The sequence below is a fragment of the Microbacterium sp. TS-1 genome, assembly GCF_000509385.1.
GTDB lineage: Bacteria > Actinomycetota > Actinomycetes > Actinomycetales > Microbacteriaceae > Microbacterium > Microbacterium arborescens.
Genome location: NZ_BASQ01000002.1, coordinates 564,927 through 587,344, shown reverse-complemented (window position 1 = coordinate 587,344; position 22,418 = coordinate 564,927). Strand labels below are relative to the sequence as shown.

The 22,418-nt window shown below is 71.3% G+C and carries 19 protein-coding genes, 1 pseudogene and 1 riboswitch; of the genes and pseudogenes, 9 read left to right on the top strand and 11 right to left on the bottom strand.

The annotated features are described in order from the left end of the window. Nucleotides 1-14: 14 nt before the first annotated feature. Together MTS1_RS15445 and MTS1_RS15440 are read right to left on the bottom strand one after the other, a co-directional pair. The gene (locus MTS1_RS15445; RefSeq protein WP_023955638.1) at nt 15-1,454 is read right to left on the bottom strand and encodes a L,D-transpeptidase family protein; all 1,440 of its coding nucleotides are present in this window, start codon (nt 1,452-1,454) and stop codon (nt 15-17) included. A gap of 122 nt (nt 1,455-1,576) precedes the next feature. Next, nucleotides 1,577-2,014: a hypothetical protein gene (locus MTS1_RS15440; protein ID WP_023955636.1), complete on the bottom strand. Its 438-nt coding sequence runs from the start codon at nt 2,012-2,014 to the stop codon at nt 1,577-1,579. A gap of 173 nt (nt 2,015-2,187) precedes the next feature. On the opposite strand from MTS1_RS15440, the gene MTS1_RS15435 reads away from it, so the two are divergent. The 5 genes and pseudogenes from MTS1_RS15435 to MTS1_RS15415 all read left to right on the top strand — a co-directional run. Beyond that, nucleotides 2,188-3,336, top strand: coding sequence for an ROK family transcriptional regulator (locus tag MTS1_RS15435; protein ID WP_023955634.1), 1,149 nt, complete (start codon nt 2,188-2,190; stop codon nt 3,334-3,336). 95 nt (nt 3,337-3,431) lie between these two features. Then, nucleotides 3,432-4,691, top strand: a complete 1,260-nt coding sequence (locus tag MTS1_RS15430; protein ID WP_023955632.1) for an extracellular solute-binding protein — start codon at nt 3,432-3,434, stop codon at nt 4,689-4,691. A 64-nt stretch (nt 4,692-4,755) separates the two neighbouring features. Continuing rightward, the gene (locus MTS1_RS15425) at nt 4,756-5,694 is read left to right on the top strand and encodes a carbohydrate ABC transporter permease (protein ID WP_023955630.1); all 939 of its coding nucleotides are present in this window, start codon (nt 4,756-4,758) and stop codon (nt 5,692-5,694) included. After that, a complete protein-coding gene (locus tag MTS1_RS15420; RefSeq protein ID WP_023955628.1) occupies nt 5,691-6,656 on the top strand; it encodes a carbohydrate ABC transporter permease in 966 nt (321 codons plus the stop codon). The genes MTS1_RS15425 and MTS1_RS15420 overlap by 4 nt, the downstream gene beginning before the upstream one ends. Next, a pseudogene (locus tag MTS1_RS15415) lies at nt 6,653-7,411 on the top strand (ROK family protein); the annotation flags it as partial. The gene MTS1_RS15420 and the pseudogene MTS1_RS15415, both read left to right, overlap by 4 nt. Before the next feature lie 113 nt (nt 7,412-7,524). Here MTS1_RS15415 and MTS1_RS16855 read toward each other — a convergent pair. The 5 genes from MTS1_RS16855 to MTS1_RS15390 all read right to left on the bottom strand — a co-directional run bounded on the left by MTS1_RS16855 (nt 7,525) and on the right by MTS1_RS15390 (nt 12,487). Continuing rightward, entirely contained in the window at nt 7,525-7,932 is a 408-nt protein-coding gene (locus tag MTS1_RS16855) for an NUDIX domain-containing protein (protein ID WP_036305959.1), read from the bottom strand. Then, the gene (locus MTS1_RS15405; protein WP_023955622.1) at nt 7,929-9,296 is read right to left on the bottom strand and encodes an FAD-binding oxidoreductase; all 1,368 of its coding nucleotides are present in this window, start codon (nt 9,294-9,296) and stop codon (nt 7,929-7,931) included. Before MTS1_RS15405 ends, MTS1_RS16855 begins: the two co-directional genes overlap by 4 nt. Beyond that, the gene (locus MTS1_RS15400; RefSeq protein ID WP_023955620.1) at nt 9,293-9,691 is read right to left on the bottom strand and encodes a YrdB family protein; all 399 of its coding nucleotides are present in this window, start codon (nt 9,689-9,691) and stop codon (nt 9,293-9,295) included. Before MTS1_RS15400 ends, MTS1_RS15405 begins: the two co-directional genes overlap by 4 nt. Nucleotides 9,692-9,752: 61 nt before the next feature. Continuing rightward, on the bottom strand, nt 9,753-10,913 hold the full coding sequence (gene nagA / locus MTS1_RS15395) for an N-acetylglucosamine-6-phosphate deacetylase (protein WP_023955618.1): 1,161 nt from the start codon (nt 10,911-10,913) through the stop codon (nt 9,753-9,755). Next, a complete protein-coding gene (locus tag MTS1_RS15390) occupies nt 10,901-12,487 on the bottom strand; it encodes a family 20 glycosylhydrolase (protein WP_023955616.1) in 1,587 nt (528 codons plus the stop codon). The genes nagA and MTS1_RS15390 overlap by 13 nt, the downstream gene beginning before the upstream one ends. 68 nt (nt 12,488-12,555) lie before the next feature. After that, nucleotides 12,556-12,639: riboswitch (ZMP/ZTP riboswitch) on the top strand. Nucleotides 12,640-12,691: 52 nt separating this feature from the next. Here MTS1_RS15390 and glyA point away from each other — a divergent pair. Both glyA and MTS1_RS15380 read left to right on the top strand, forming a co-directional pair. Beyond that, on the top strand, nt 12,692-13,966 hold the full coding sequence (gene glyA, locus MTS1_RS15385; RefSeq protein WP_023955614.1) for a serine hydroxymethyltransferase: 1,275 nt from the start codon (nt 12,692-12,694) through the stop codon (nt 13,964-13,966). A 128-nt stretch (nt 13,967-14,094) separates the two neighbouring features. Further along, complete coding sequence (locus MTS1_RS15380) at nt 14,095-14,976, top strand: bifunctional methylenetetrahydrofolate dehydrogenase/methenyltetrahydrofolate cyclohydrolase (protein ID WP_023955612.1); 882 nt, start codon at nt 14,095-14,097, stop codon at nt 14,974-14,976. 83 nt (nt 14,977-15,059) lie between these two features. Here MTS1_RS15380 and MTS1_RS15375 read toward each other — a convergent pair whose 3' ends face one another. The 3 genes from MTS1_RS15375 to MTS1_RS15365 are packed head-to-tail and all read right to left on the bottom strand — an operon-like array spanning nt 15,060 to nt 17,556. Beyond that, nucleotides 15,060-15,839 carry an amino acid ABC transporter ATP-binding protein gene (locus tag MTS1_RS15375; protein ID WP_023955610.1) on the bottom strand — a complete coding sequence of 260 codons (780 nt, stop codon included), beginning with the start codon at nt 15,837-15,839 and terminating at the stop codon, nt 15,060-15,062. Then, nucleotides 15,836-16,681: an amino acid ABC transporter permease gene (locus tag MTS1_RS15370; RefSeq protein WP_023955608.1), complete on the bottom strand. Its 846-nt coding sequence runs from the start codon at nt 16,679-16,681 to the stop codon at nt 15,836-15,838. The genes MTS1_RS15375 and MTS1_RS15370 overlap by 4 nt, the downstream gene beginning before the upstream one ends. 20 nt (nt 16,682-16,701) lie before the next feature. Further along, complete coding sequence (locus tag MTS1_RS15365; RefSeq protein WP_023955607.1) at nt 16,702-17,556, bottom strand: ABC transporter substrate-binding protein; 855 nt, start codon at nt 17,554-17,556, stop codon at nt 16,702-16,704. A gap of 152 nt (nt 17,557-17,708) precedes the next feature. Between MTS1_RS15365 and MTS1_RS15360 the strand changes: the two genes are divergently transcribed. Further along, a complete protein-coding gene (locus MTS1_RS15360; RefSeq protein WP_052007923.1) occupies nt 17,709-18,836 on the top strand; it encodes a winged helix DNA-binding domain-containing protein in 1,128 nt (375 codons plus the stop codon). Nucleotides 18,837-18,926: 90 nt separating this feature from the next. Here the strand turns inward: MTS1_RS15360 and MTS1_RS15355 are convergent, their stop codons facing one another. After that, complete coding sequence (locus MTS1_RS15355; protein ID WP_023955603.1) at nt 18,927-20,369, bottom strand: XRE family transcriptional regulator; 1,443 nt, start codon at nt 20,367-20,369, stop codon at nt 18,927-18,929. Between the two features lie 118 nt (nt 20,370-20,487). Between MTS1_RS15355 and MTS1_RS15350 the strand changes: the two genes are divergently transcribed. Continuing rightward, nucleotides 20,488-22,386, top strand: coding sequence for a phosphoenolpyruvate carboxykinase (GTP) (locus MTS1_RS15350; RefSeq protein ID WP_023955601.1), 1,899 nt, complete (start codon nt 20,488-20,490; stop codon nt 22,384-22,386). The last annotated feature ends 32 nt before the right edge of the window (nt 22,387-22,418 follow it).

Below are 22,418 nucleotides of genomic sequence, written 5' to 3'. Positions count from 1 at the left end.
ACGGGATGCGCCGATCAGGCGTGGACGTAGACGTCGGTCCCGGCGACGGCCCACTCGTAGATCTGGGCCGCGCGCGAGTCGGGCATGCCGACGCAGCCGGCGCTCATGCGATTGCCCCAGTTGCTGTGCCAGTAGACGCCGTGGAACGCCTGGTCGCCGTTGAAGTACATCGCCCACTTCACGTCGGGCTGCACGTAGCTGACGCCCGAGTCGGCCGCGGTGCCGCGCATGTCCTGGCGCGGGGTCTTCCACCCGATCGTGTAATAGCCGGTCTGCGTGTCGGCGCCGGGGCGGCCGGTGGAGACGAGCCACGAATCGACGACGACGCCGTTCTCCTTGAGGTACAGGCGCTGTTCGCTCAGGTCGACCTCGAGCAGGCGGGTGATCGTCTCGGTGGTGACGGGAACGACCTCGACCGGCAACCGATAGGCGGCATCGCCCGTCGCGAGCTGCTCGGCGAACCCGGCGGCGATGCCGTCGGTCGAGGTCAGCGTGCGGCCGTCGAGACCGGCGTCGGAGTCGTCGATGATCTCACCGGCGGCATTGGCGAACACCACGCCGTTCACCGGCGCGCGATCGACGAGCCCCGGAAGCGTGTCGACGACGGGCTGGATCGCGGCGGCGTCCGCCGTGATCTCGAACGAGCCGTCGTCCTTCGTACCGATCGTGAGCCAGCTCGCGGCCGTCGCGCGGTCGACGGGCACCGTGCGCTCGTCGCCGACGTAGAAGCCGACGCCGTCGAGCATTCCGTTGAGCGAAGCGGCGGCCTCCTGGGCAGCGGCGGTGGTCGTCAGTGCGGACACGGGGGTCAGCTCGGGGTCGATGACGGCCTCGGTCGTGCCGGAGTCGAAGGCGCTCTGCAGGCCCGCGCGGGCCGCCTCGGGATCGACTCCCGCGCCGGGGACGTCGGGACTGACGACATACGACGTGCCGTCGAACGAGAGGGAGGCCGGCGTGGGCTCGACGTACAGGTCGCCTGCGGCGCTGCGCAGAGCGTCGGTGGCAGCCGCCTCGTCGAGCGTGATCGGTGCGTCGATGGGGTCGCCGAACCACTGCGTGATGTTCCAGGCGGGCCGGGCGTCGAAGGCCGAAGTCGCGAGGGCGGTGCCGTCGACCTGCGCTCCGAGGTCGGCGCCCGAGATGCTCGCGCCGCCGTCTCCGAGGGTGACGGTGGTCTGGTCGAGACGGTCCTGCACGGCGGATGCCGCGGCGCCGGGCGTCATGAATCCGACCGGGACCCCCGAGATGGTCGTACCGGGGGCGATCAGGAAGAATGACGCAGCAGCGGCACCGAGGGCGACCACGCCGACGGGGACGCCGATCCACAGGCCGAGGCGCCGCTTCTTGCGCGCCGGCTCGACCGGTGCCCACTCGACGCGCTGTCCGGGATCGCTCGAGAGCACGTCCGACTCGGCCGTGCTCTCATGATCGTGCTTCGACGCGACATCCGTCACCGCTGTACCCCCGTCTGCGCGTTAACGCGCACTCGGAACTCATGGTACGCGACACCGGTCCGAGAGCGGCCTGAGTGAAACCAGAGCGTTATGCAGCGGCGCGAACCCGATCGCGCCCGACGTCAGTTGGTGCCGCAGAGGTCGGTGTACGTGTCGATGCTGCCCTGCACGTCGCTCAGCGCCGTGGTGAGCTCGGTCGCCCGATCGGTGTCGCCAGCGGCGACGGCTTCCATCGAGTCGGCGGCCGAAGAGAACGCGGCCTGCAGATCGGGCAGGATGCCGGACACCTCCGCGTTCGTCACCTCGGCGGCCGCGTCGCCCATGCCGTCCGAGATCGTCCGCAGTGCGCCGGCCGCGGCGGCGGGGTCGGAGGGGTCGATCTCTTGGATGCCCTGCGTCGCCTCGGTCATGACGTCGTTGACCTGCGTGCACGCCTCCTCGACCGACTGGGTGCTGGCGGGGCTCGCGCCGCCGGCTGCAGAGTCGTTTCCTCCGGTGCAGCCGGTCAGGGCGACGAGTGCGAGAGCGGTGACGGCGAGGGCGGGCAGGCGACGGTTCATGGGGGTTCTCCTCGGGGCGGCGATTCCTCCACCCTACGGAGGAGCAGCGCTCGAACGTTCCCCTTGACATCGGCCGGGGATGCGGAGCGCGGATGTAACAGGTTTGTAAACATCACTAGCAAACCCCGGCCCGCGGGTTGTGCGCGACCCATTCGTAAGGTCTACTAACAAACATGACGAACACCGAGACCGAGGCCCCGCGGCGCACGACGCGCACTCGGCGCCCGGGCGCGAAGATCCTGCCCGAGCACGCTCGGGCGCACAATCGCGCACTCGTGCTCGAGCGGCTCTTCCACGGGGGAGCGATGAGCCGCGCCGACCTCGCGCGTGAGACCGGCTTGACCCGCGTCACGATCTCGGACCTCGTCGCAGAGCTCATCGGCGACGGCTTCGTCGCCGAGCAGGGCACGCGCGAGGCCGCGGGCCCGGGCAAGCCCGCCATCCTCGTCGATCTCGCCCGCGACGGGCACCGCATCGTCGGCCTCGATCTCTCGGGCAACGACCGCTTCACGGGGGCCGTGATGACCCTCGACGGCGAGATCGTGGCCCGTCACGAGGTCGTCGTGCCCGGCGACCGCGCCGCGATCCTGCCGGCGGTCGTGGAACTGGCGCGCACGCTGGTGCGCGACGCGCACGCTCCCGTGCTCGGCGTCGGCGTCGGCACCCCGGGTGTCGTCGACGCCGCGGGGGTCGTGCTGGCGGCGCCGGGCCTCGGCTGGGAGGAGGTCGACCTCACCGGCATCCTGAGCGAGGCGGTCGGCGTGCCGGTACTGGTCGCGAACGACGCCAACGCCGCGGTGCTGGCGGAGCACACGTTCGGCGGTGCCGGCGACGACATCATCCTCGTGAAGGTCGGCCGCGGTGTCGGTGCGGGCCTGCTCACGGGTGGCGACCCGCTGCGCGGCGCGCGCTCGGCGGCCGGTGAGATCGGACACGTCACGGTGGGCACCGACGGCGGCCCCGACTGCGTCTGCGGCAAAGTGGGATGCCTCGAGGCCTGGATCTCGGTTCCCTCGCTCTCCGCCCGCATCGATGCCGGCGACGCGGACGACCGCGAAGGACTCCTGCGCGACGCCGGTGAGCGCCTGGGGATCGCCCTCGCGCCGATCGTCGGCGCTCTCGACCTGTCGGAGGTCGTGCTCTCCGGCCCCGCGGAACTTCTCGACGGGGCGCTCGCGAGCGCCGCGGCCGAGACGGTGCGCACCCGCACGCTCGCCACGTTCCACGACGAGCTGCAGGTGCGGATGACGGAGCAGGGACAGGACATCGTCCTGCGCGGTGCTGCCGTCATGGTCCTGTCAGGGCGCCTCGGCGTCTCCTGACCTCGCTCCACAGCTCCATAGCCCCACCTGCACCACCCGCTCCACACCCGGACGAGCCCATCCGACTCGTCGACACCAGAGAAGAAGGAATCACCATGAAGAAGAGCCTCGGAGCACTGTCGCTCCTCGGTGTCTCCGCCCTGCTGCTCGCCGGTTGCGCGAGCGGCGACGCGGGACAGAGCGCCGAGACCGGAGACCTGACCGTGTGGCTGGTCGGCACCGACACGCCGCAGGATGCGCGCGACTACCTCAAGAAGACCTTCGAAGCCGAGAACGAGGGCTGGACGCTCACGATCGAGGAGAAGACCTGGGCAGACACCGCGGACAACTATGTGGCCGCGCTGTCGTCGAACGACGCGCCCGACCTCGTCGAGGTCGGTAACACGCAGTCGCCCGGCTTCATCGACCAGGGGCTGTTCCTCGACATCTCCGATCTCGAGGCGGACCTGGGCGGCGACGAGCTGCTGCAGAGCTTCGTCGAGCTCGGGTCGGCAGACGGCAGCCTGTACGCCGCCCCCTATTACGCGGGATCGCGCATCGTCTTCTACTCGCCCTCGTCCTACAGCGGCGAGGTGCCCACGACGCTCGAGGAGTACGTCGCCGACGGCATCGCCGCGACGACCGCCACGAAGTCGGGCATCTACGCCCCCGGCAAGGACTGGTACAACGCGTTGCCGTACGTCTGGGCGAACGGCGGCGAGATCGCGACGCAGGACGGCGACACCTGGAAGGGCGGATTCTCCAGCTCGGGCGGCATCGCCGGTCTGACGATGCTCCAGGACGTCTACCAGAACGCGACGAACGCGCCGGCCGACGCCGACGAGACCGACCCGCAGGTTCCGTTCTGCGCCGGTGAGATCGGCTTCCTCTCGGCTCCGGCGTGGGTGAAGTGGTCGATCCTCGCGCCCGCCGACGACGCGAAGGCCCCGGGCTGCCCCGAGACCGCCGGCGCCGACCTGAAGGCGTTCGCCCTCCCGGGCATGACCGCCGGCGAGGTCGCTCCCGTCTTCGCGGGCGGCTCGAACATCGCGATCGCGGCGAAGTCGGACGCGCCCGACAAGGCCGAGGCCGCGCTGAAGATCATCCTCTCGGAGGGCTACCAGAAGATCCTCGCCGAGAACGGGCTCATCCCCGCCCTGACCTCGTTCGCCGAGTTCCTGCCCGACGACGAGATCACGGCCGAGGCCGCGAAGGCCGTCGCATCGTCGAAGGCCGTGCCGGCGAGCCCGAACTGGTCCGAGGTCGAGTCGTCGGGTGTCATCAAGGACGCCCTCGTGAAGATCGCGCAGGGCGGCGACGTCACGGCGATTGCGACCGAGCTCGACGGCCAGATCGAAGCGATCCTCAACAAGTAGTCGAGCGTCGTGGGGCGCGGGGCCGGGCTCCGCGTCCCACGCCGATCGCAGAGAGGGCAGGACGATGACTAACGTCCTCACGCGCACGCCGACCCCGCGGGAGCGGGCTCGCCGCCGTCGCGACAACGTCGGCGCGCTGACGCTCCTCGGCCCCTCGCTCATCATTCTCGGAGTGATGGTCGGGTATCCCGCCGTGCTGATGCTCGTGCAGTCGTTCACGGACTACGCCATCCGCAACAAGGTGCAGGGCACGCTTCCCGACTTCATCGGGTTCGAGAACTACCTCGAGGTCTTCACGCAGTCCGACTTCCCGGCCGTCCTCGTCCGCAGCCTCGGGCTGATGGTCGCGATGACCGTGCTGATCGTCGGGCTCGGCGCCCTGGTCGCAGTGCTCATGACGCGCCTGCGGCGCGGCTGGCGCATCCTCGTCTCGCTCGGTCTCCTGCTCGCCTGGGCGATGCCGCCGCTCGCGGCGACCACCGTCTGGGGGTGGATCTTCGACTCGCAATACGGCATCGTCAACTGGGCCCTCAACACCATGACGGGATCCACCGACTGGACCAACCACTCGTGGCTGGCGAACCCGTGGTCGTTCTTCTTCGTCCTGACCGTCATCGTCGTGTGGCAGGGGGTGCCCTTCGCCGCTTTCACCCTGTACGCCGCGCTCGGCCAGGTGCCCGCCGAGGTGCTCGAGGCGGCATCCCTCGACGGCGCGGTCGGGTGGCAGCGGTTCCGCCTCGTCGTGTTCCCGTACCTGCGCAACGTCGTCACCGTCGTCGTCGTGCTGCAGGTCATCTGGAACCTCCGCATCTTCACGCAGGTCTACGCGCTGCAGCAGCGCGGCGGCCTCATCTCCGAGACCAACGTGCTCGGCACCTACATCTTCCGGCAGGGACCGGGGGAGTTCGGCGTCACGAGCGCGATCGGCGTGCTCATGGTCGTGCTGCTCCTCGCCCTCTCGTGGGGATACATCCGCACCACGCTCAAGGAGGAGGAGCTGTGAGCACCCAGGTCACCCCCGCGACCCAGCTCGGCACGATCGGGGTCGACGAGGTCGTCGGCGAGGTGGGCCGGGCGAAGCGTCCCCGGCCGCGTTCGCTCGCCGTCCGACGACCGCCGCGACGCCGCATCCTCTCGCGAGCAGGGCTCAACCTCGCCGCACTCGTGGTCTTCGTGTGCTCGGTGTTCCCGGTGTACTGGATGCTGAACATGTCGTTCACGCGCGGCGAGAGCATCATCAGCCGCACACCGAGCTTCCTCCCCTTCGACTTCACGCTCGGCAACTACGCCACGGCGTGGACGCGCGAGGCGGCCCCGGGGCAGACCGACTTCGTGCACGGGCTGCTCTCGTCGACCCTCGTGACCGTGGGCGTGCTCGTCATCACGCTGGTGCTGGCCTTCCTCGCCTCGATCGCCGTCGCCCGCATCCGCTTCCGCGGGCGGCGCTCGTTCATCGTCGCGGTGCTCATCGTGCAGATGATCCCCGGCGAGGCGATGATGTTCACGATCTACGGCATGATCGACGACTGGCGTCTGATGAACACCCTCATCGGTCTCGGAATCGTCTACGTCGCCGCCGTCATCCCCTTCACGATCTGGACGCTGCGCGGATTCGTCGCGGGCGTTCCGGCCGATCTCGAAGAAGCGGCCATGATCGACGGCTGCACTCGCACCCAGGCGTTCTGGAAGGTGACGTTCCCCCTGCTCGCGCCCGGACTCGTCGCGACCGGCATCTTCGCCTTCATCCAGTCGTGGAACGAGTTCACGATGGCGCTGCTGCTCATGAAGGGCTACAACCTGACCCTCCCGCCGTGGCTGCTGTCGTTCCAGTCGGCGACGGCCGCGACGAACTGGGGCGCGGTGATGGCGGCATCCACTCTCATCTCGATCCCCGTCGTGATCTTCTTCCTCATCGTGCAGGGGCGGATGTCGGGCGGGCTCGTGTCGGGGGCCGTGAAGGGATGACGCTGCGCATCGGTGTCGACGTGGGCGGCACGAAGATCCTCGCCGTGTCCGTCGACGATGACGGCGGCGAGATCGCCCGCCGTCGTCGGCCGACAGGATGGGGCGGGGATGCCGTCGCCGACGGTATCGCGGCGGTCGTCACCGACCTCGCGGGGGCTGCGCCGGAGGTCGCCGTCGGCGTGGGCGTGCCCGGGCAGATCCGGCCCGGCAGCGGTGTCGTCGAGCATGCCCTGAACCTCGGGATCGACCGGTACGACCTCGCGGGAGCCGTGGCGGCGCGGATCGGCGTCCGGCCGGCGATCGACAACGACGTGCGGTACGCGGCGGTCGGGGCGCAGGCGCTTCGTCCCGCGGGCGGATCGCTCGCCTACCTCAACCTCGGAACCGGCGTCGCCGCGGGCATCGTCGACGAGACGGGGCCCCGGCGCGGCGGGCGCGGCGCGGCCGGTGAGATCGGACACATCCCCATCGATCCGAACGGTCCGCGCTGCCGCTGCGGACAGCGCGGATGCATCGAGGCGTTCGCGGGCGGCGGAGCGGTCGCCGAGCGCTGGGGCGGTTCCGCGCCGCTGCCCGTGCTCGCGGTCTTCGACGCCGCGGATGCGGGGGACGAGCGGGCCGCCGGCATCCGCGCCGACGTGGTGCGCGGCGTCGAGGCGGCGGTCCGGCTGCTGGTGCTCACGACCGATGTCGACGCGGTCGTCCTGGGCGGGGGCGTCTCCGCGCTCGGCGACCGGCTCCTCGTCCCGGTGCGGGCCGCGCTCGCCGCATCCGCCGGCGCATCGCCGTTCCTGCGGTCGCTGCGTCTGGACGAGCGGGTCGAGCTCGTGCCCCGCGATGTGCCGGTAGGAGCGCTCGGCGCCGCCGTTCAGGCCCAGGCGAGCGGAAGCAGATGCTCGGTGCTGAGCGGGGCGAGCGGCAGCGCCGCGGCCTCGGAGGCCGTGAGCCAGCGCGCCTCGGCGATCTCGGCGGCGGCGCTGACCGACCCGGGATCGAGCGTGACCGCGAACGCCTCGGCGATCACGCGGAAGCCCGGCTCGTTCGCGGCATCCGACTCGAACCGCCCGAGATAGGTCAGGTCGTGCTCGGCGACGACGACGCCCAGCTCCTCGTGCAGCTCGCGCACGAGGGCGGAGCCGGCCGACTCGCCCGGCTCGGGCTTGCCGCCGGGAGCCATGAACCGCTCGGTGCCGCGCTTGCGGACGAGGAGCGTGCGCGCGTTGCCGTCGGTCACGACCGCCGCGCTGACGTGGACCTCGCGGGCGGGCCCGGTCACGACGCGAACACCTTTCCCGGGTTCAGGATGCCGGCGGGGTCGAAGACCCGCGCGATGCGTCGCTGCAGCTCCCACTGGTCGTCGCCGAGCTCGTCGGCGAGCCAGCGTCGCTTCAGGACGCCGACGCCGTGCTCGCCGGTGAGGGTGCCGCCCAGGCGCAGAGCCGACCGGAAGAGGTCCTCCGCCGCCTCCCAGATGACCTCCGGGACCTCGTCGCCGTCGAAGATGAAGTTCGGGTGCAGGTTGCCGTCGCCGGCGTGGCAGACGGTCGGGATCGTCAGACCGAAGCGCTCCTCGATGCGGGCGATCTCGTCGAACATCGCGGGCAGCGCGCTCCGCGGCACCGAGACATCCTCGATGAGCGCGGTTCCCAGCGTCTCCATCGCGGGATGCATCGACCGCCGCACCGTCCACAGCTGCTGAGCCTCGGCGTCGTCGGCGGCGAGGCGCACCGTGCCGCCGGACGCGGCGAGCACCGCGACGACAGCCTCCGCCTCGGCCGTCGCGCCCGGGCCGTCGGTCTGAACCGTCAGCTGCGAGGCGCCGGGCGTGGGGGCGGAAAGCCCGAGGAGGCGGTGCGAGGCGGCGAGGGATGTCGCGTCCATCAGCTCCATGATCGCCGGCTGGATCCCGGCTGCCGTGACCGCCGATGCCGCGACCGCGGCGGAGCGGACGTCCGTGAACGTCGCGGCGATCGTGCGCGCCTCGCCGGGGACGAGGCGGCGGAGCTTCAGCGTCGCGGCGACGACGACGCCCAGAATGCCCTCCGAGCCGATGACGAGCGAGGTCAGGTCGAGGCCCGTCACGCCCTTCACGGTGCGGTGTCCGAGACTCATGAGGCGGCCGTCGGCCAGCACGAGGTCGAGGCCGAGGACCGCGTCTCGCACCACTCCGTACTTCGCGCAGAGCAGGCCGCCCGCGCCGGTGGCGATGTTGCCGCCGACGGTGGAGATGTCGCGGCTCGCGGGATCGGGTGCCCACCAGAGCCCGTGCTGCGCGAGTGCCGCGTTCAGCTGCCCGTTGAGGATGCCGGGCTCGACGACGGCGATGAGGTCGTCGGGGCGGACCTCGAGAATGCGGTCCATCGAACGCAGCGACAGCCCGATCTCACCGGCGCCCGTGTTCGCTCCGCCCGCCAGACCGGTGCCGGCGCCACGCGGTACGACGGGGGTGCCGGTGGCGGAGGCGATGCGCATCGTCGCCTGGACGTCCTCGACGGTGCGGGCGTGGACGACGGCGAGGGCCGATCCGGATGCCGCCTGGCCCGACTTGTCCGCCCGAGCGGCGGCCCGACCGGCATCCGAGACGTCGACGCGGTCGCCGAGTTCGGCCACGAGCCGCGCGACGACGTCGGGAGCGGTCATGACAGGCGCCGGCGCCCGGCGATCACGCCGCAGGTCACCGCGATGACTCCGAACACCAGGCCGATCCAGGCCTGGTCCATGCTCCACCACGCGATGGTCGCCGAGGCGTAGACGAACAGCTCGACGAGAGCGCGCACGAACGGGTGCACCATGAGCACGGCGCGGGGCGAGACGAACAGAGCCCACAGGAGGATCGCGACGACGGGAGCGCCGATGCCGAAGACCAGGTTGAGGGGGAAGTCCCATGCCGCGAAGCCCCAGATCGCGAAGGTCGCGAAGGCGAAGAGCTGGCAGGCGAAGGCGAGGAGCTCGATCGCCGAGAGAGCGCGTCGCGTGCCGGCCGCCTGCTGCGGCGCCTCGGGGGTGGCGGGACGGACGTTCGGCAGTTCGGACATGCCTCCGATTCTAGGCGCCGGCCTCACGTCGCCGACCCGGGAGCGACCTCGGGCGAACGGATCACGCGCGACCGGTCCAGACGCGACGGACGCGCAGGTCGGCATCGAGGAGGACCGCATCGGCTGGGCTGCCGATCTCGAGCGTGCCGAGGTCGGGGCGTCCGATCGCGCGCGCCGGCGTGGACGTCAGCGCCGTCACGGCCACCGGGAGCGCCACGCCCGCGGCGACGGCCGTCCGCAGCGCGGCATCCTGGGTCAGGGTGGAGCCGGCGATCGTGCCGTCGGCGAGCCGCGCCACGGCGTGCTCGACGCGCACCGCGAGCGCCCCGAGCACGTAGTCTCCGTCGGCCGATCCAGCGGCCGCCATCGCGTCGGTCACGAGCGCGATTCGCCCGGGGGCGGCGGCGAAGGCGATCCGTACCACTTCGGGGGCCAGGTGCACGCCGTCGGCGATGACTTCCAGCGTCACCCGAGGGTCGGCGGTGGCCGCGCCGATCGGACCGGGCTCGCGGTGGTGCAGGCCCGGCATGGCGTTGAAGGCGTGCGTGAGGATCGTCGCGCCGGCGTCGAAGGCCCGCCGCGCGGTCTCGGCATCGGCGTCGGTGTGCCCGACGGCGGCGGCCGCACCCGCCGCGACGATGCGCTCGATCGCGGTGAGAGCGCCCGGCAGCTCGGGGGCGAGCGTGACCTGTCGGACGGTGCCGCGACCGGCCTCGAGCAGCCGGGCCACGGCGTCGGCGGCGGGGCGGACGAGCAGCTCGGGGTCGTGTGCGCCGTGGTGCCCGGGATCGAGGAACGGCCCCTCGAGATGCGAGCCCAGCACCGCGGCATCCGTCTCCGCCAGATCGGCGACGGCGGCGACCCGGCGGGCGAGGTCGTCGACGGATGCCGTGACGAGCGAGATGACCGCCCGCGTCGTGCCGTGCGCGCGATGCAGCTCTCGGGCCACGCGGATCGCCTCGGCGCCGTCGTCATACGCCGCGCCCCCGCCACCGTGGCCGTGGATGTCGATGAAGCCGGGTGTGAGCGTGGCGCCGGGGCCGGCGACGTCGGCGCCGTCGAGAACCTCGTCGACCGGTTCCTCGGCTACGGCATCCCGCCACGCTGGCCCGGTGCCGCGCGCGGCGACCCGGCCGTCCCGCACGACGAGCCAGGAATCGGCGATCTCGCGACCGTCGTCGACGAGCCGGACCGAATGGATGACGCGGTTCAGAACGTCCATGACACCTCCGGCGACGCGGGGAAGCGGATGCCGAGCGTCGTCCACAGTGGTCCGAGTCCGCCGACCCGCTTGCGGAAGGACTCCCAGGTGCGGCCGGCCGCGGTGCCCGCCGGAACCGACCAGGCGGCTTCGGCGGCCGCCGCGACGCGGGGGAAGGCGAGCGCATCGATGTCGTCGAGGTCGCGGACGGTCTCGGTCCACAGCGGCGCCTCGACGCCGAGGATGTCGTCCTCCGAGATGCCGGGAACGATCTCGCACGGCTCCCAGGAGTAGGCGCGTTCGAGGCTGGTCGGACCGTTCGCCCAGGTCAGCCCGAGAGGAGAATCGGCAGCCGGCTTCATGTCGAGGTACACGGCGTCGGCGGGGGAGAGGATGACGCGGCCGCCGCCCGCGACGAAGGCCCGCGCACGTTCGTCCGCGCCGTCGGTCGGCGAGACGAGGCCCCAGTACTGGCCGATCGTTCCGGGCGCGAGATCCGCGGCGACGCCGGCCTCGTGCCAGGCGATCGGCGTCTTGCCGAGGTCGGCGATGACTCGCGAGGTGCGGGCGACGAAGGCCGCGAAGTCTGCCGCGGGGGTGCCGTGCGCCTCGTCACCTCCGAAGTGGAGGTAGGGGCCGGGGGTCAGCTCCGCCAGCTCCGTCAGGATGTCGTCGACGAAGGCATCGGTCTCCGGGGCGCCGATGCGCAGCGACGAGAAGCCGACGCCCATTCCCGTGTACGTCTCGCCGGCGACGGGAGTAGGGCCGCCCGCGGCGTCCCACCCGTCCAGCGCCGGTGGCGCGGCGACCTCGGGGTAGGCCAGGCCGACGGCGTGGGTGTGGCCGGGCATGTCGAACTCGGGCACGACGGTCATGTGGTTCGCCGCGGCGTGAGCGATGATCGCGCGGTAGTCGTCGGACGTGAAGAAGCCGCCGGCCCCGCCGCCCACCGCGCTCGCCGCCGCACGGGCGGTGAGCTCCGGCCGGCGGGTCAGCGCGAGCCGCCATCCCTGGTCATCGCTGAGGTGCAGGTGCAGGACGTTGAACTTCAGGCTCGCCGCCCGCTCGAGGTAGGCGGTGACCGTCGCGACGTCGTGGAAGTGGCGCGCGACATCGAGCATGACGCCGCGGTACGCGAAGCGGGGGGCGTCGTCGATGTCGACGCCCGGGATCACCCAGCCCTCGGGCGAGCCGGTGATGAGCTGGCTCAGGGTCTGCACGCCGTAGAACAGTCCGGCCGCGTCGGCACCGCGGACGGTGACGCGGTTGTCCGCGACGGTCAGCCGGTACGACTCGGGCGGGCCGTCGCCGTCGACGGTGACGTCGATGACGGCGCGGCCGTGTTCTGCGGTGCCGGGCTCTGCGGTGCCGGGCTCCGCGGTGCCGGGCTCCGCGATGCCGGGCTCTGCGATGCCGGGCTCCGCGGAACCGGGGGATGCGGTGAGGTGGAGGCCGGTCCGGGTCAGGATGAGTCGGTGCAGGACCCCCGCGGCATCCGGGTCTCCCGTCACGGAAACGGTATGAGTCAGGGCGAACGTCACCCCCTTCGCGGGCGTGACCGAGGAGGGCAACGGGACCAGCGGCAGCGACGTCATCGCCCCCCTATCTGTAAGGGTGCCTAACAAACTTCCGAGCCAGCGTACCAGCGCGGCATCCGTTATGCTCGACGCGTCGCGACTGGCGTTGAGGTGGGCCACCACCGGGGAGCGACCGACACGGCATTCGACCGCACGCCTGGGCCGATGCGGAACTTCTCTGCTCGTGAAATCCGTCCCGAAAGCCGTCGTCTGGAGATCGTCATGACCGATTCGTACTTCAACGCCCCGCTCGCCGAGGTCGACCCCGAGATCGCGCAGGTCCTCGAGCGTGAGCTCGACCGCCAGCGCGGCTACCTCGAGATGATCGCGTCCGAGAACTTCGTGCCCGTCTCGGTGCTGCAGTCGCAGGGGTCGGTGCTCACCAACAAGTACGCCGAGGGCTACCCGGGTCGCCGCTACTACGGCGGCTGCGAAGAGGTCGACGTCGCCGAGGAGCTCGCGATCGAGCGGGCCAAGTCGCTCTTCGGTGCCGAGTTCGCCAACGTCCAGCCGCACTCGGGCGCGACGGCGAACGCCGCCGTCCTGCACGCGATCGCCCGCCCCGGCGACACGCTCCTCGGCCTCTCGCTCGACCACGGCGGCCACCTCACGCACGGCATGAAGATCAACTTCTCGGGTCGGCTGTACGACATCGTCGCCTACGGCGTGAACCCCGAGACCTCGCTGATCGACATGGACGAGGTCCGTCGCCTCGCCCTGGAGCACAAGCCGAAGGTCATCATCGCCGGCTGGTCGGCCTACCCCCGTCAGCTCGACTTCGCCGCGTTCCGCGCGATCGCCGACGAGGTCGGCGCGTACCTCTGGGTCGACATGGCGCACTTCGCCGGTCTCGTGGCCGCCGGCGTGCACCCCTCGCCGGTGCCGCACGCCCACGTCGTCTCGTCGACGGTGCACAAGACCATCGGCGGCCCGCGCTCGGGCATCATCCTCACCAACGACGCCGACCTGGCGAAGAAGGTCAACACCGCCGTCTTCCCCGGACAGCAGGGCGGTCCGCTCATGCACGTCATCGCGGCGAAGGCGACGGCCTTCAAGCTCGCCGCGACGCCCGAGTTCAAGGAGCGCCAGGAGCGCACCGTGCGCGGCGCCGCGATCATCGCCGAGCGCCTGACGCAGCAGGATGTCGCCGACGCGGGCATCGCCGTGCGGTCGGGCGGCACCGACGTGCACCTCGTGCTCGTCGACCTGCGCGACGCCGCGATCGACGGCAAGCAGGCCGAAGACCTGCTGCACGAGATCCACATCACCGTGAACCGCAACGCGGTGCCCAACGACCCGCGCCCGCCGATGGTGACCTCGGGCCTGCGCATCGGCACGCCCGCCCTCGCGACGCGCGGCTTCGGCGACGCCGAGTTCACCGAGGTGGCCGACATCATCGCGCTCGCGCTGCAGCCCGGAGCCGACCTCGAGGCCCTGCGCGCCCGCGTCGCGACCCTCGCCGACGCCTTCCCCCTCTACCCCGGCCTCCAGCAGTAACCCGGCGTCGCCGGTCGCCGAGAGCGCACCCTCTCCGCGAGAACGCATCCCCCACGGTACGTTCTCGCCGGGGCCGTGCGTTCTCGGCGACCGACTTCACGCTAGCGACCCCTCGAACGGAGAACGACATGACCGCGCAGAAGCTCGACGGGCGGGCCACCGCCGCTGCCATCAAGGCCGAATTGGCCGATCGCGTCGCCGCGCTGAAGGCCCGTGGGATCACCCCGGGCATCGCGACGGTGCTGGTCGGGGCCGACCCGGCATCCCAGCTGTACGTCGGGATGAAGCACCGCGAGTCCGAGGCGATCGGCATGAACTCGATCCAGATCGAGCTTCCCGCCGAGTCGACGCAGGCCGAGGTCGAAGAGGTCATCGACCGCCTCAACGCCGACCCGACGTGCCACGGGTACATCGTGCAGCTGCCGCTGCCGAAGCACCTCGACACCGATCGCATCCTCGAGCGCATCGATCCCGCGAAGGATGCCGACGGCCTGCACCCCGTCAACCTCGGCCGTCTCGTGCTGAACGTCAACGACCCCATCACGACCCCGCTGCCATGCACACCGCGCGCCGTCATCGAGCTGCTGCAGCGCAACGGCTACGACCTCGCCGGCAAGAACGTCGTCGTCGTCGGGCGCGGCGTGACGATCGGCCGGTCCATCGGCCTGCTGCTGACCCGCCGCGAGATCAACGCGACGGTGACCCTGACCCACACCGGAACCGCCGACCTGGGCGCGCACCTGCGCGAGGCCGACGTGATCGTGGGCGCCGCGGGTGTGAAGCACCTCGTCACCGCCGCCGACGTCAAGCCCGGCGCCGCCGTCCTCGACGTGGGGGTCACCCGCGAGAACGACCCCGAGACCGGTAAGTCGAAGGTCTACGGAGACATCGCACCGGATGTCGCCGAGGTCGCCGGCTTCCTCTCGCCCAACCCGGGCGGCGTCGGCCCGATGACCGTCGCCCTGCTGATGACCAACGTCGTCGAGGCCGCCGAGCGCGCGACCGCCTGAGCCTGCTCTTCCGCCGTCGACTCGCCAAGGACTGCGGATGCCGGTGCATCCGGATCCGCGTTCTCTGGCGAGTCGACGGGGGCTCAGAGGAAGCGGGACAGGAAAGCCCGGGTGCGGGGCTCGCGAGGAGCGCCGAACACCTCCGACGGTGCGCCCTCCTCGACGATGACTCCCTGATCGAGGAAGACGACCCGGTCGGCGACATCCCGCGCGAACGCCATCTCATGCGTCGCCATGAGGATCGTCGAGCCCGCCAACGCGAGGTCGCGGACGAGCTCGAGCACCTCACCGACGAGCTCGGGGTCGAGCGCCGAGGTGATCTCGTCGAGCAGCAGCACCTCGGGATCCGTCGCGATCGCACGGATGATCGCCGCCCGCTGCTGCTGTCCGCCCGAGAGCCGGTCGGGGTGCTCACCGGCCTTGTCGGCCAGCCCGATGCGCGCGAGCAGCTCACGCGCACGCGCCTCGGCCTCGCGCCGGGGCACGCGGTGCACGACGCGCGAGGCGAGGGTCACGTTGTCGAGCACCGACAGATGGGGAAAGAGGTTGTAGCTCTGGAACACCGCGCCCAGCCGCGCGCGCACCGCGTTCGCGTCGACCCGGGGGTCGGAGATGTCCTTCCCGGCGAGCAGGATCTGCCCGTCGTCGATCGGCTCGAGCAGGCCGAGGCATCGCAGCAGCGTCGACTTGCCCGAGCCGCTCGCGCCGATGAGGGCGACGACCTCGTTCCGGGCGAGCGACACGTCGACGCCGCGCAGCACCTCTCGGTCGCCGAACGACTTGCGGATGCCGCTGGCGTGCAGCACGTCGGTGACACTGCCGGTCTCGGTGTCGGGCGCGGTGCCGGAGCCGTTCTGCGTCACAGGATCGATCCCGTCTGCTCGCGGCGGCGGAGCCTCGCGGTGTACCAGTCCGTCAGCCGGATCGTCGGGATCGCGAGCAGCACGAACAGCACGCCCGCCACGACGTAGGGGGTGAAGTTGTAGGTCGTCGCGACCACGCCCCGGGCCTCGGCGATCGCGTCGAACGCCGCGAGGATCGAGATCAGCCCGACATCCTTCTGCATCGAGATGAAGTCGTTCATCAGCGGCGGGGTCATCTTGCGCAGCGCCTGCGGCAGCACGACCCGCACGAGGGTCTGCGGATAGCTGAGCCCGAGCGCGCGGGCGGCGAGACGCTGCGACGGATGCACCGACTCGATGCCGGCCCGCACGACCTCCGCGACATAGGCGGAGTAGGTCAGCGTGATGGCGAGGACTCCCAGAAGCACCGGGTCGATGCGGGTGTTCAGGATGGTCGGCAGCCCGAATCCGATCAGATACAGCACGATGACGAAGGGCAGGCCGCGGAAGAGGTCGGTGTAGGCCGCAGCGATGAGGCGGAGCGGGAAGAACACCGGTCCGCGCAGGGTGCGCAGCAGCGCCAGGACCAGCGCCACGGCGGCGACCGTGAAGACCGAGATCGCGAGCACCTGCAGATTGACGAGGAAGCCCTGCCACACCTCGGGGAGCGCTTGGAGCGCGACGGCGGGATCGAAGAAGCTCCGCTGGACGGTCGCCCAGCCCTCCGTGTTGATCACGGTCACCCAGACGACGGCGGCGAAGGCCAGTGTCGAAGCGACGGCGATCAGCACCGACCGGCGCTCGCGGCCGCGCCGATACGCTCGGCGCTCGAGTTCGAGCGCGCTCGGGACGGAGGTGGTCACGGATAGACGCTAGCGCGCCCTCACTGGAGGAGCGTCACGCCCTCCGTGAGCCCCGACAGCCACGTCTGCTCGAGCTCGGCGAGCGTCCCGTCCTCGCGCAGCTCGTCGACGGCGGCCGTCACGGCCGGGGTGAGCGGGGAGTCCTTCGCGAGCAGCAGACCCCACTCGTCCTCGATCCCGGCCTTCGGCAGCTCGCCGACGAAGAACGAGTTCTCGATGTAGAAGTTGACCGCGAGGTAGGCGGTGGGGGTGTCGAGCACGATCGCGTCGATCTGTCCTGCGCCGAGCGCGGCGACGGCATCCTCGTTCGAGTTGTAGAGGCGGGCCTCGGCGTCGGGCGCGACCTCTGCGAGGGTCTGCGCGCTCGTCGAGTTGGCCATCGCGCCGATCGTCAGGTCGGTCAGGCCCGCGATGTCGGAGACGCCGTCGGCCGCGCCACCGGAGATCGCGACGATCGACTGGCTCGCGGAGTAGTAGGGCGAGGAGAAGTCGACGCCCTGCTTGCGCTCGTCGGTGATCGTGTACTGCTGGACGTTGATGTCGAAGCTCTTCGGACCCGGCGCGATCGCAGCCTCGAAGCTCGTCCTCACCCACACGACGTCCTCCGGGGCGAACCCGAGCTTGTCGGCGACGGCGTAGGCGACGGCGGCCTCGAAGCCCTCGCCCGACTCGGGGTCGTCGTCGACGAAGTAGGGCTCGTAGGCCGTCTCGCCCGTGGCGAAGGTGAGCTTGCCCGGGGTGACGTAGTCCTCGGCGGCGGGGCCGGACGCGGCGTCGCCCGAGGCGGCGGGCGCGGGCGAGGAGGAGCACCCGGCGAGGACGATCGCGAGCGCGGCGACGCCGATCGAGGCGGCACGGACTAGAGAGCGGGACATCGGGGAACCTCCGGGTGCGGATGCCGCGCATCGGCGTGCTGTCACCGGCGGCTGCATCCATTCTCACCCGGTCCGGATGCCGCGGCGCGCGCGGGTCGTCGTGTTACGCCGCCACCGGACCCGCGGGGGCGGGGTCGGGCAGGATCGGCGGCGTGCGAGACGACGGCGGTGGGGGAGGATGCAGGGCAGCGGGGCCGACCGCGGCGCAGCGGCTGCGCTCGCACCTGCTGAGCGAGCCCGCGTCGTCACTCGGCGAGACCGCAGCCCACATGCTCGCGGTGCAGGCGCAGGAGTTCTGGTCGGGGCGATGGGCGCTCGCCGTCCGTACCGCCGGTGAGCCTGCGCTTCGGGCGGTGGATGCCGCGTTCGAGAACGGCACGCTCGTGCGCTCGTGGACCCAGCGCGGCACCCTGCACATCGTGCGCTCGGTCGACCTCGCCGGGATGCTCGCGGTGACCGCCCACCGGCAGCAGCGCGCGGCGGCCGGCATCCTGCGCGGGCTCGCGATCGACGAGGCGGTGCTGGCGACGGCCGAGCGCGCGGCCCGACACGCGCTGCGCGGTGGGAACCGGCTCACGCGTGACGAGTTCGCCGACCTCCTGCGCGGCGCCGGCATCGAGACCGAGCGCTCCCGCGGCAACCACATCCTCTCGGCGCTCGCCGTCCGCGGCGTGCTCGCGTTCGGCCCCGTGGTGCCGCGCGAGGGCGGCCCGAGTCGTGACCAGTTCCTCGTCGCGGTCGACGACCTGTCGTCGGTGCGGGTGCCCGACGATCCGCTGGCCGAGATGTTCACCGGCTACATCCGCTCGCATGGGCCGGCGCGCGTCGAGGACTTCCGCTGGTGGGCGGGGCTGCCGATCGGGCTGTCGCGACGCGCGGCCGAGGCGGCGGGTGATCGGGTCGTCGAGATCGAGGCCGGACTGTTCGCGGCACCGGCCGCCGCTGAGCCCGCTGTGCCGGCATCCGTTTCCGGCCCGAGCCCCGACCTGGGCAGCGGGGACGTCGTCGCCCTCCCCGCCTTCGACGAGTACTTCCTGTCGTATGCCGACCGTACGACCGTCTGCGCTCCCGACCTCGCGGCTCGGATCGGGCCGACCCTGAACGGTCAGGTCGCACCGATCCTGGTCTCTGGCGGACGGGTCATCGGCACCTGGCGCCACTCCATCGCCGCCGGGCGGCACCATCTGCCACCCAGCCCCATGATCGTCGCAGACCCGGCGGTCGCAGCATCCGCCATCGAGGCCTCACTCGCCCGGGTCTCGCGCTTCCTCGCCGGCTGAGCTCGCGCAAGGCTCCACCGAGGTCCCACTTCGGCCGGGTATCTCGGCGTCATTCCCGGCCGAAGTGGGACCTCGAGGGCTGCCGGCGAGTCAGCCCCCGGCGTGGCGGTCGAGGAAGGCGTAGACCTCGCCGTCGTCGACGCCGGGAAAGTTGCCGCGCGGCAACGGCGAGAACATCTGCATGTGCACGCGGGCGCTCGGCCACGCTTTGCCCTCCCAACGCGACGTCAGGTCGGGGTCGGGCCGGCGGCAGCATGACTCGTCGGGGCACGTGGATGTCGCCCGCTTCTGCGTCTCGCGTCCGCGGAACCACCGGGCGTCGTCGAACGGCACCCCGACGGTGATCGAGAACTCGCCCTCGGCCGTGGTCCCGGTCTGGCTCGAGCACCAGAAGGTGCCGCCCGGGGTGTCGGTGTACTGGTAGTGCTCGACCGTGCGGTTCTGCTCCTCGAACGCCGACCGCGCCGAGAACCTGCGGCACACGACCTGACCCTCGACGCTGCCGGTGACGTCCATCGGAAGCGGCAGGCCGTCGTTCTCGTAGACCCGTGTGATGGCGCCCGCGCCGTCCACGCGCAGGAAGTGCAGCGGGATGCCGAGATGCCGGGTCATGAGGTTGGTCATGCGCATCCCGGCTGCCTCGTGCGTCACCCCGAACGCGTCGCGGAAGTCCTCGACCGCGAGGTTGCGGTCCTTCTTCGCCTGGGACAGGAATGCGACCGAGGCCGTCTCGGGCATGAGGCAGCACGCGGCGTAGTAGTTGATCTCGAGGCGCTGCTGCAGGAAGTCGGCGTAGTCGCTCGGGGGAGTGTGGCCGAGCAACCGGTGCGCCATCGCCTGCAGCGCCATCGAGCGCAGGCCGTGTCCGCCCGGGATCGACGCCGGGGGAAGGTAGATGCGCCCGTTCTCGAGGTCGGTGACCGAGCGGGCCGAGTGCGGAAGGTCGGCGACGTAGAGCAGCTCGAACCCCAGCTGCTCGGCCATGATGCTCACGGTGCGGTGCGTCAGCGCGCCCGAGGTGTGCCCGGCTGCCTTGAGCTGCTTCTCGGCGAGGCGCTCGATGTCGGGGAGGTAGTTCGCGGCCTCGCGCATCCGCAGGCGCAGCTCGGTGTTCGCCCGTCGCGCCTCCTCCGGGGTCGCGATCGCCTCGCGCTCGCGGCGCTGCAGCTCGCGATGCAGTCCGAGGATCGACTCGAGCGTCTCGTCGCTCATCGTCTTGCCCGCGCGCACCGGTGCGATGCCGAGTCGCCGGAAGACGGAACTGGCTTGCGCGCGCTCGAGCTCCAGCTCGAGCGCGGCTCGCCGGTTCGGCGGTTCGGGTGAGAGGAGGTCGGTGACGTCGGTACCGGTCGCCGAGGCGATCGCCTGCAGCAGCGACAGCTTCGGCTCGCGGCGACCGTTCTCGATCAGGCTCAGCTGGCTGCCGGCCACGCCGACCTGAGCACCGAGCTCGTCGAGCGTCATCCCGCGGGCGACGCGGTGGTGGCGGATGCGATGCCCGAGGGTGGCGAGTTCGATTCCGGATGCGGCCATTCCTTGATCATAGGGAAAGAATCGTGTTTCTTGAAGGTGATGCGGCCCGCAAGACAAGGTCTTCCTGCGTTGGAATCGTCAGGTATCACCGATCTCGCCGCCGACGTAGGAGACCGACATGGCCATCGCCGACCTCTTCACCCGCCCTGCCAGCACCGGCTCAGCTGCCGCACCCGCCGCGCAACGCCGCGCCCGGCCCGACCTCGGGGCCCGCCCCTCGGCGGCATCCGGTCCGCTCGCCGATCTCGTCGCCTGGGTCGACGAGATCGCTGCGCTCACGCAGCCCGACCGCGTGCACTGGGTCGACGGCTCGGCGGCCGAGAACGACGCGCTGCTGCGCGAGATGGTCGACGAGGGCAAGCTCATCAAGCTCAACCCCGAGTGGCGGCCCGGCTCGTACCTCGCCCGCTCGCACCCGAGCGACGTCGCCCGCACCGAGGCGCGCACCTTCATCGCGTCCGAGCGCGAGGAGGATGCCGGCCCGACCAACAACTGGGTCGCGCCCGACGACATCCGGGCGACCATCACGCCCCTGTTCGCCGGGTCGATGCGCGGGCGCACCATGTACGTCGTGCCGTTCTCGATGGGAGCGGTCGGCGGCCCGCTCTCGCACATCGGCGTGCAGGTCACCGACAGCGCCTACGCGGTGGCATCCATCGGCATCATGACCCGCGTCGGTGCGGCCGTGCTCGATGAGATCGCCGGCGGCAAGCCGTGGGTCAAGACCGTCCACTCGGTCGGTGCGCCGCTGGCCCCCGGCGAGGCGGATGTCGCGTGGCCGTGCAACGACGAGAAGTACATCGTGCACTTCCCCGACACCCTGGAGGTGTGGTCGTTCGGCTCGGGCTACGGCGGCAACGCCATCCTGGCCAAGAAGTGCTTCGCGCTGCGCATCGCGTCGGTGATCGGCCGTGACGAGGGCTGGCTCGCCGAGCACATGCTGCTCATCCGGGTCATCGACCCGGCCGGCAAGGCGTACCACGTGGCCGCGGCGTTCCCCTCGGCCTGCGGCAAGACGAACCTCGCGATGCTGCGCCCCACGATCCCCGGATGGCGGGTCGAGACCCTTGGCGACGACATCGCGTGGCTGCGTCCGGGATCCGACGGCCGGCTGTGGGCGATCAACCCCGAGGCGGGCTTCTTCGGCGTCGCCCCGGGCACCGGGGAATCGACGAACGTCACCGCGGTCGAGACGCTGTGGGGCAACACGATCTTCACGAACGTGGCGCTGCGTCCCGACGGCGACGTCTGGTGGGAAGGGCTCACCGACGTGGCGCCTGCCGAGCTCATCGACTGGGAGGGCAAGCCCTGGACGCCCGACTCGGGCCGGCCGGCCGCGCACCCCAACTCTCGCTTCACCGTCAGCGCCGCTCAGTGCCCGCAGATCGCGTCGGATTGGGATGCCGCCGAGGGCGTGCCGCTCGACGCCATCCTCTTCGGCGGCCGCCGGGCGACGAACGTCCCCCTCGTCGTCGAGGCGACCGACTGGACCCATGGGGTCTTCATCGGCTCGACCATCTCGTCGGAGCGCACGGCAGCGGCCGAGGGGACGCTCGGCGAGCTGCGCCGCGACCCCTTCGCCATGCTCCCGTTCTGCGGCTACAACATGGGCGATTACTTCGCGCATTGGCTCAAGGTCGGGCAGAAGCTGCGCTTCGACCGGGCTCCGCGCGTCTTCCAGGTGAACTGGTTCCGCAAGGGCTCCGACGGGCGCTTCCTCTGGCCCGGGTTCGGCGACAACTCGCGGGTCATCGACTGGATCGTCCGGCGCCTGAACGGCGAGGTCGGCGCGGTCGACAGCCCGATCGGACGGCTGCCGCACACGGCGGACCTCAACCTCGACGGCATCGAGGTGCCGCAGCGCGATCTCGACGAGCTGTTCGCGGTCGACACGGAGTCGTGGCTGCGCGAGGCCGACCTCACCGAGGAGTTCTACGACACCTTCGGTGAGCGGATGCCGGCGGCGCTGCGCGCCGAGCTCGAGGCCCTGCGCTACCGCCTCGGCCACCGCGCCTGACACCGCTCCGCCACGAGAACGGTGCGTTCTCG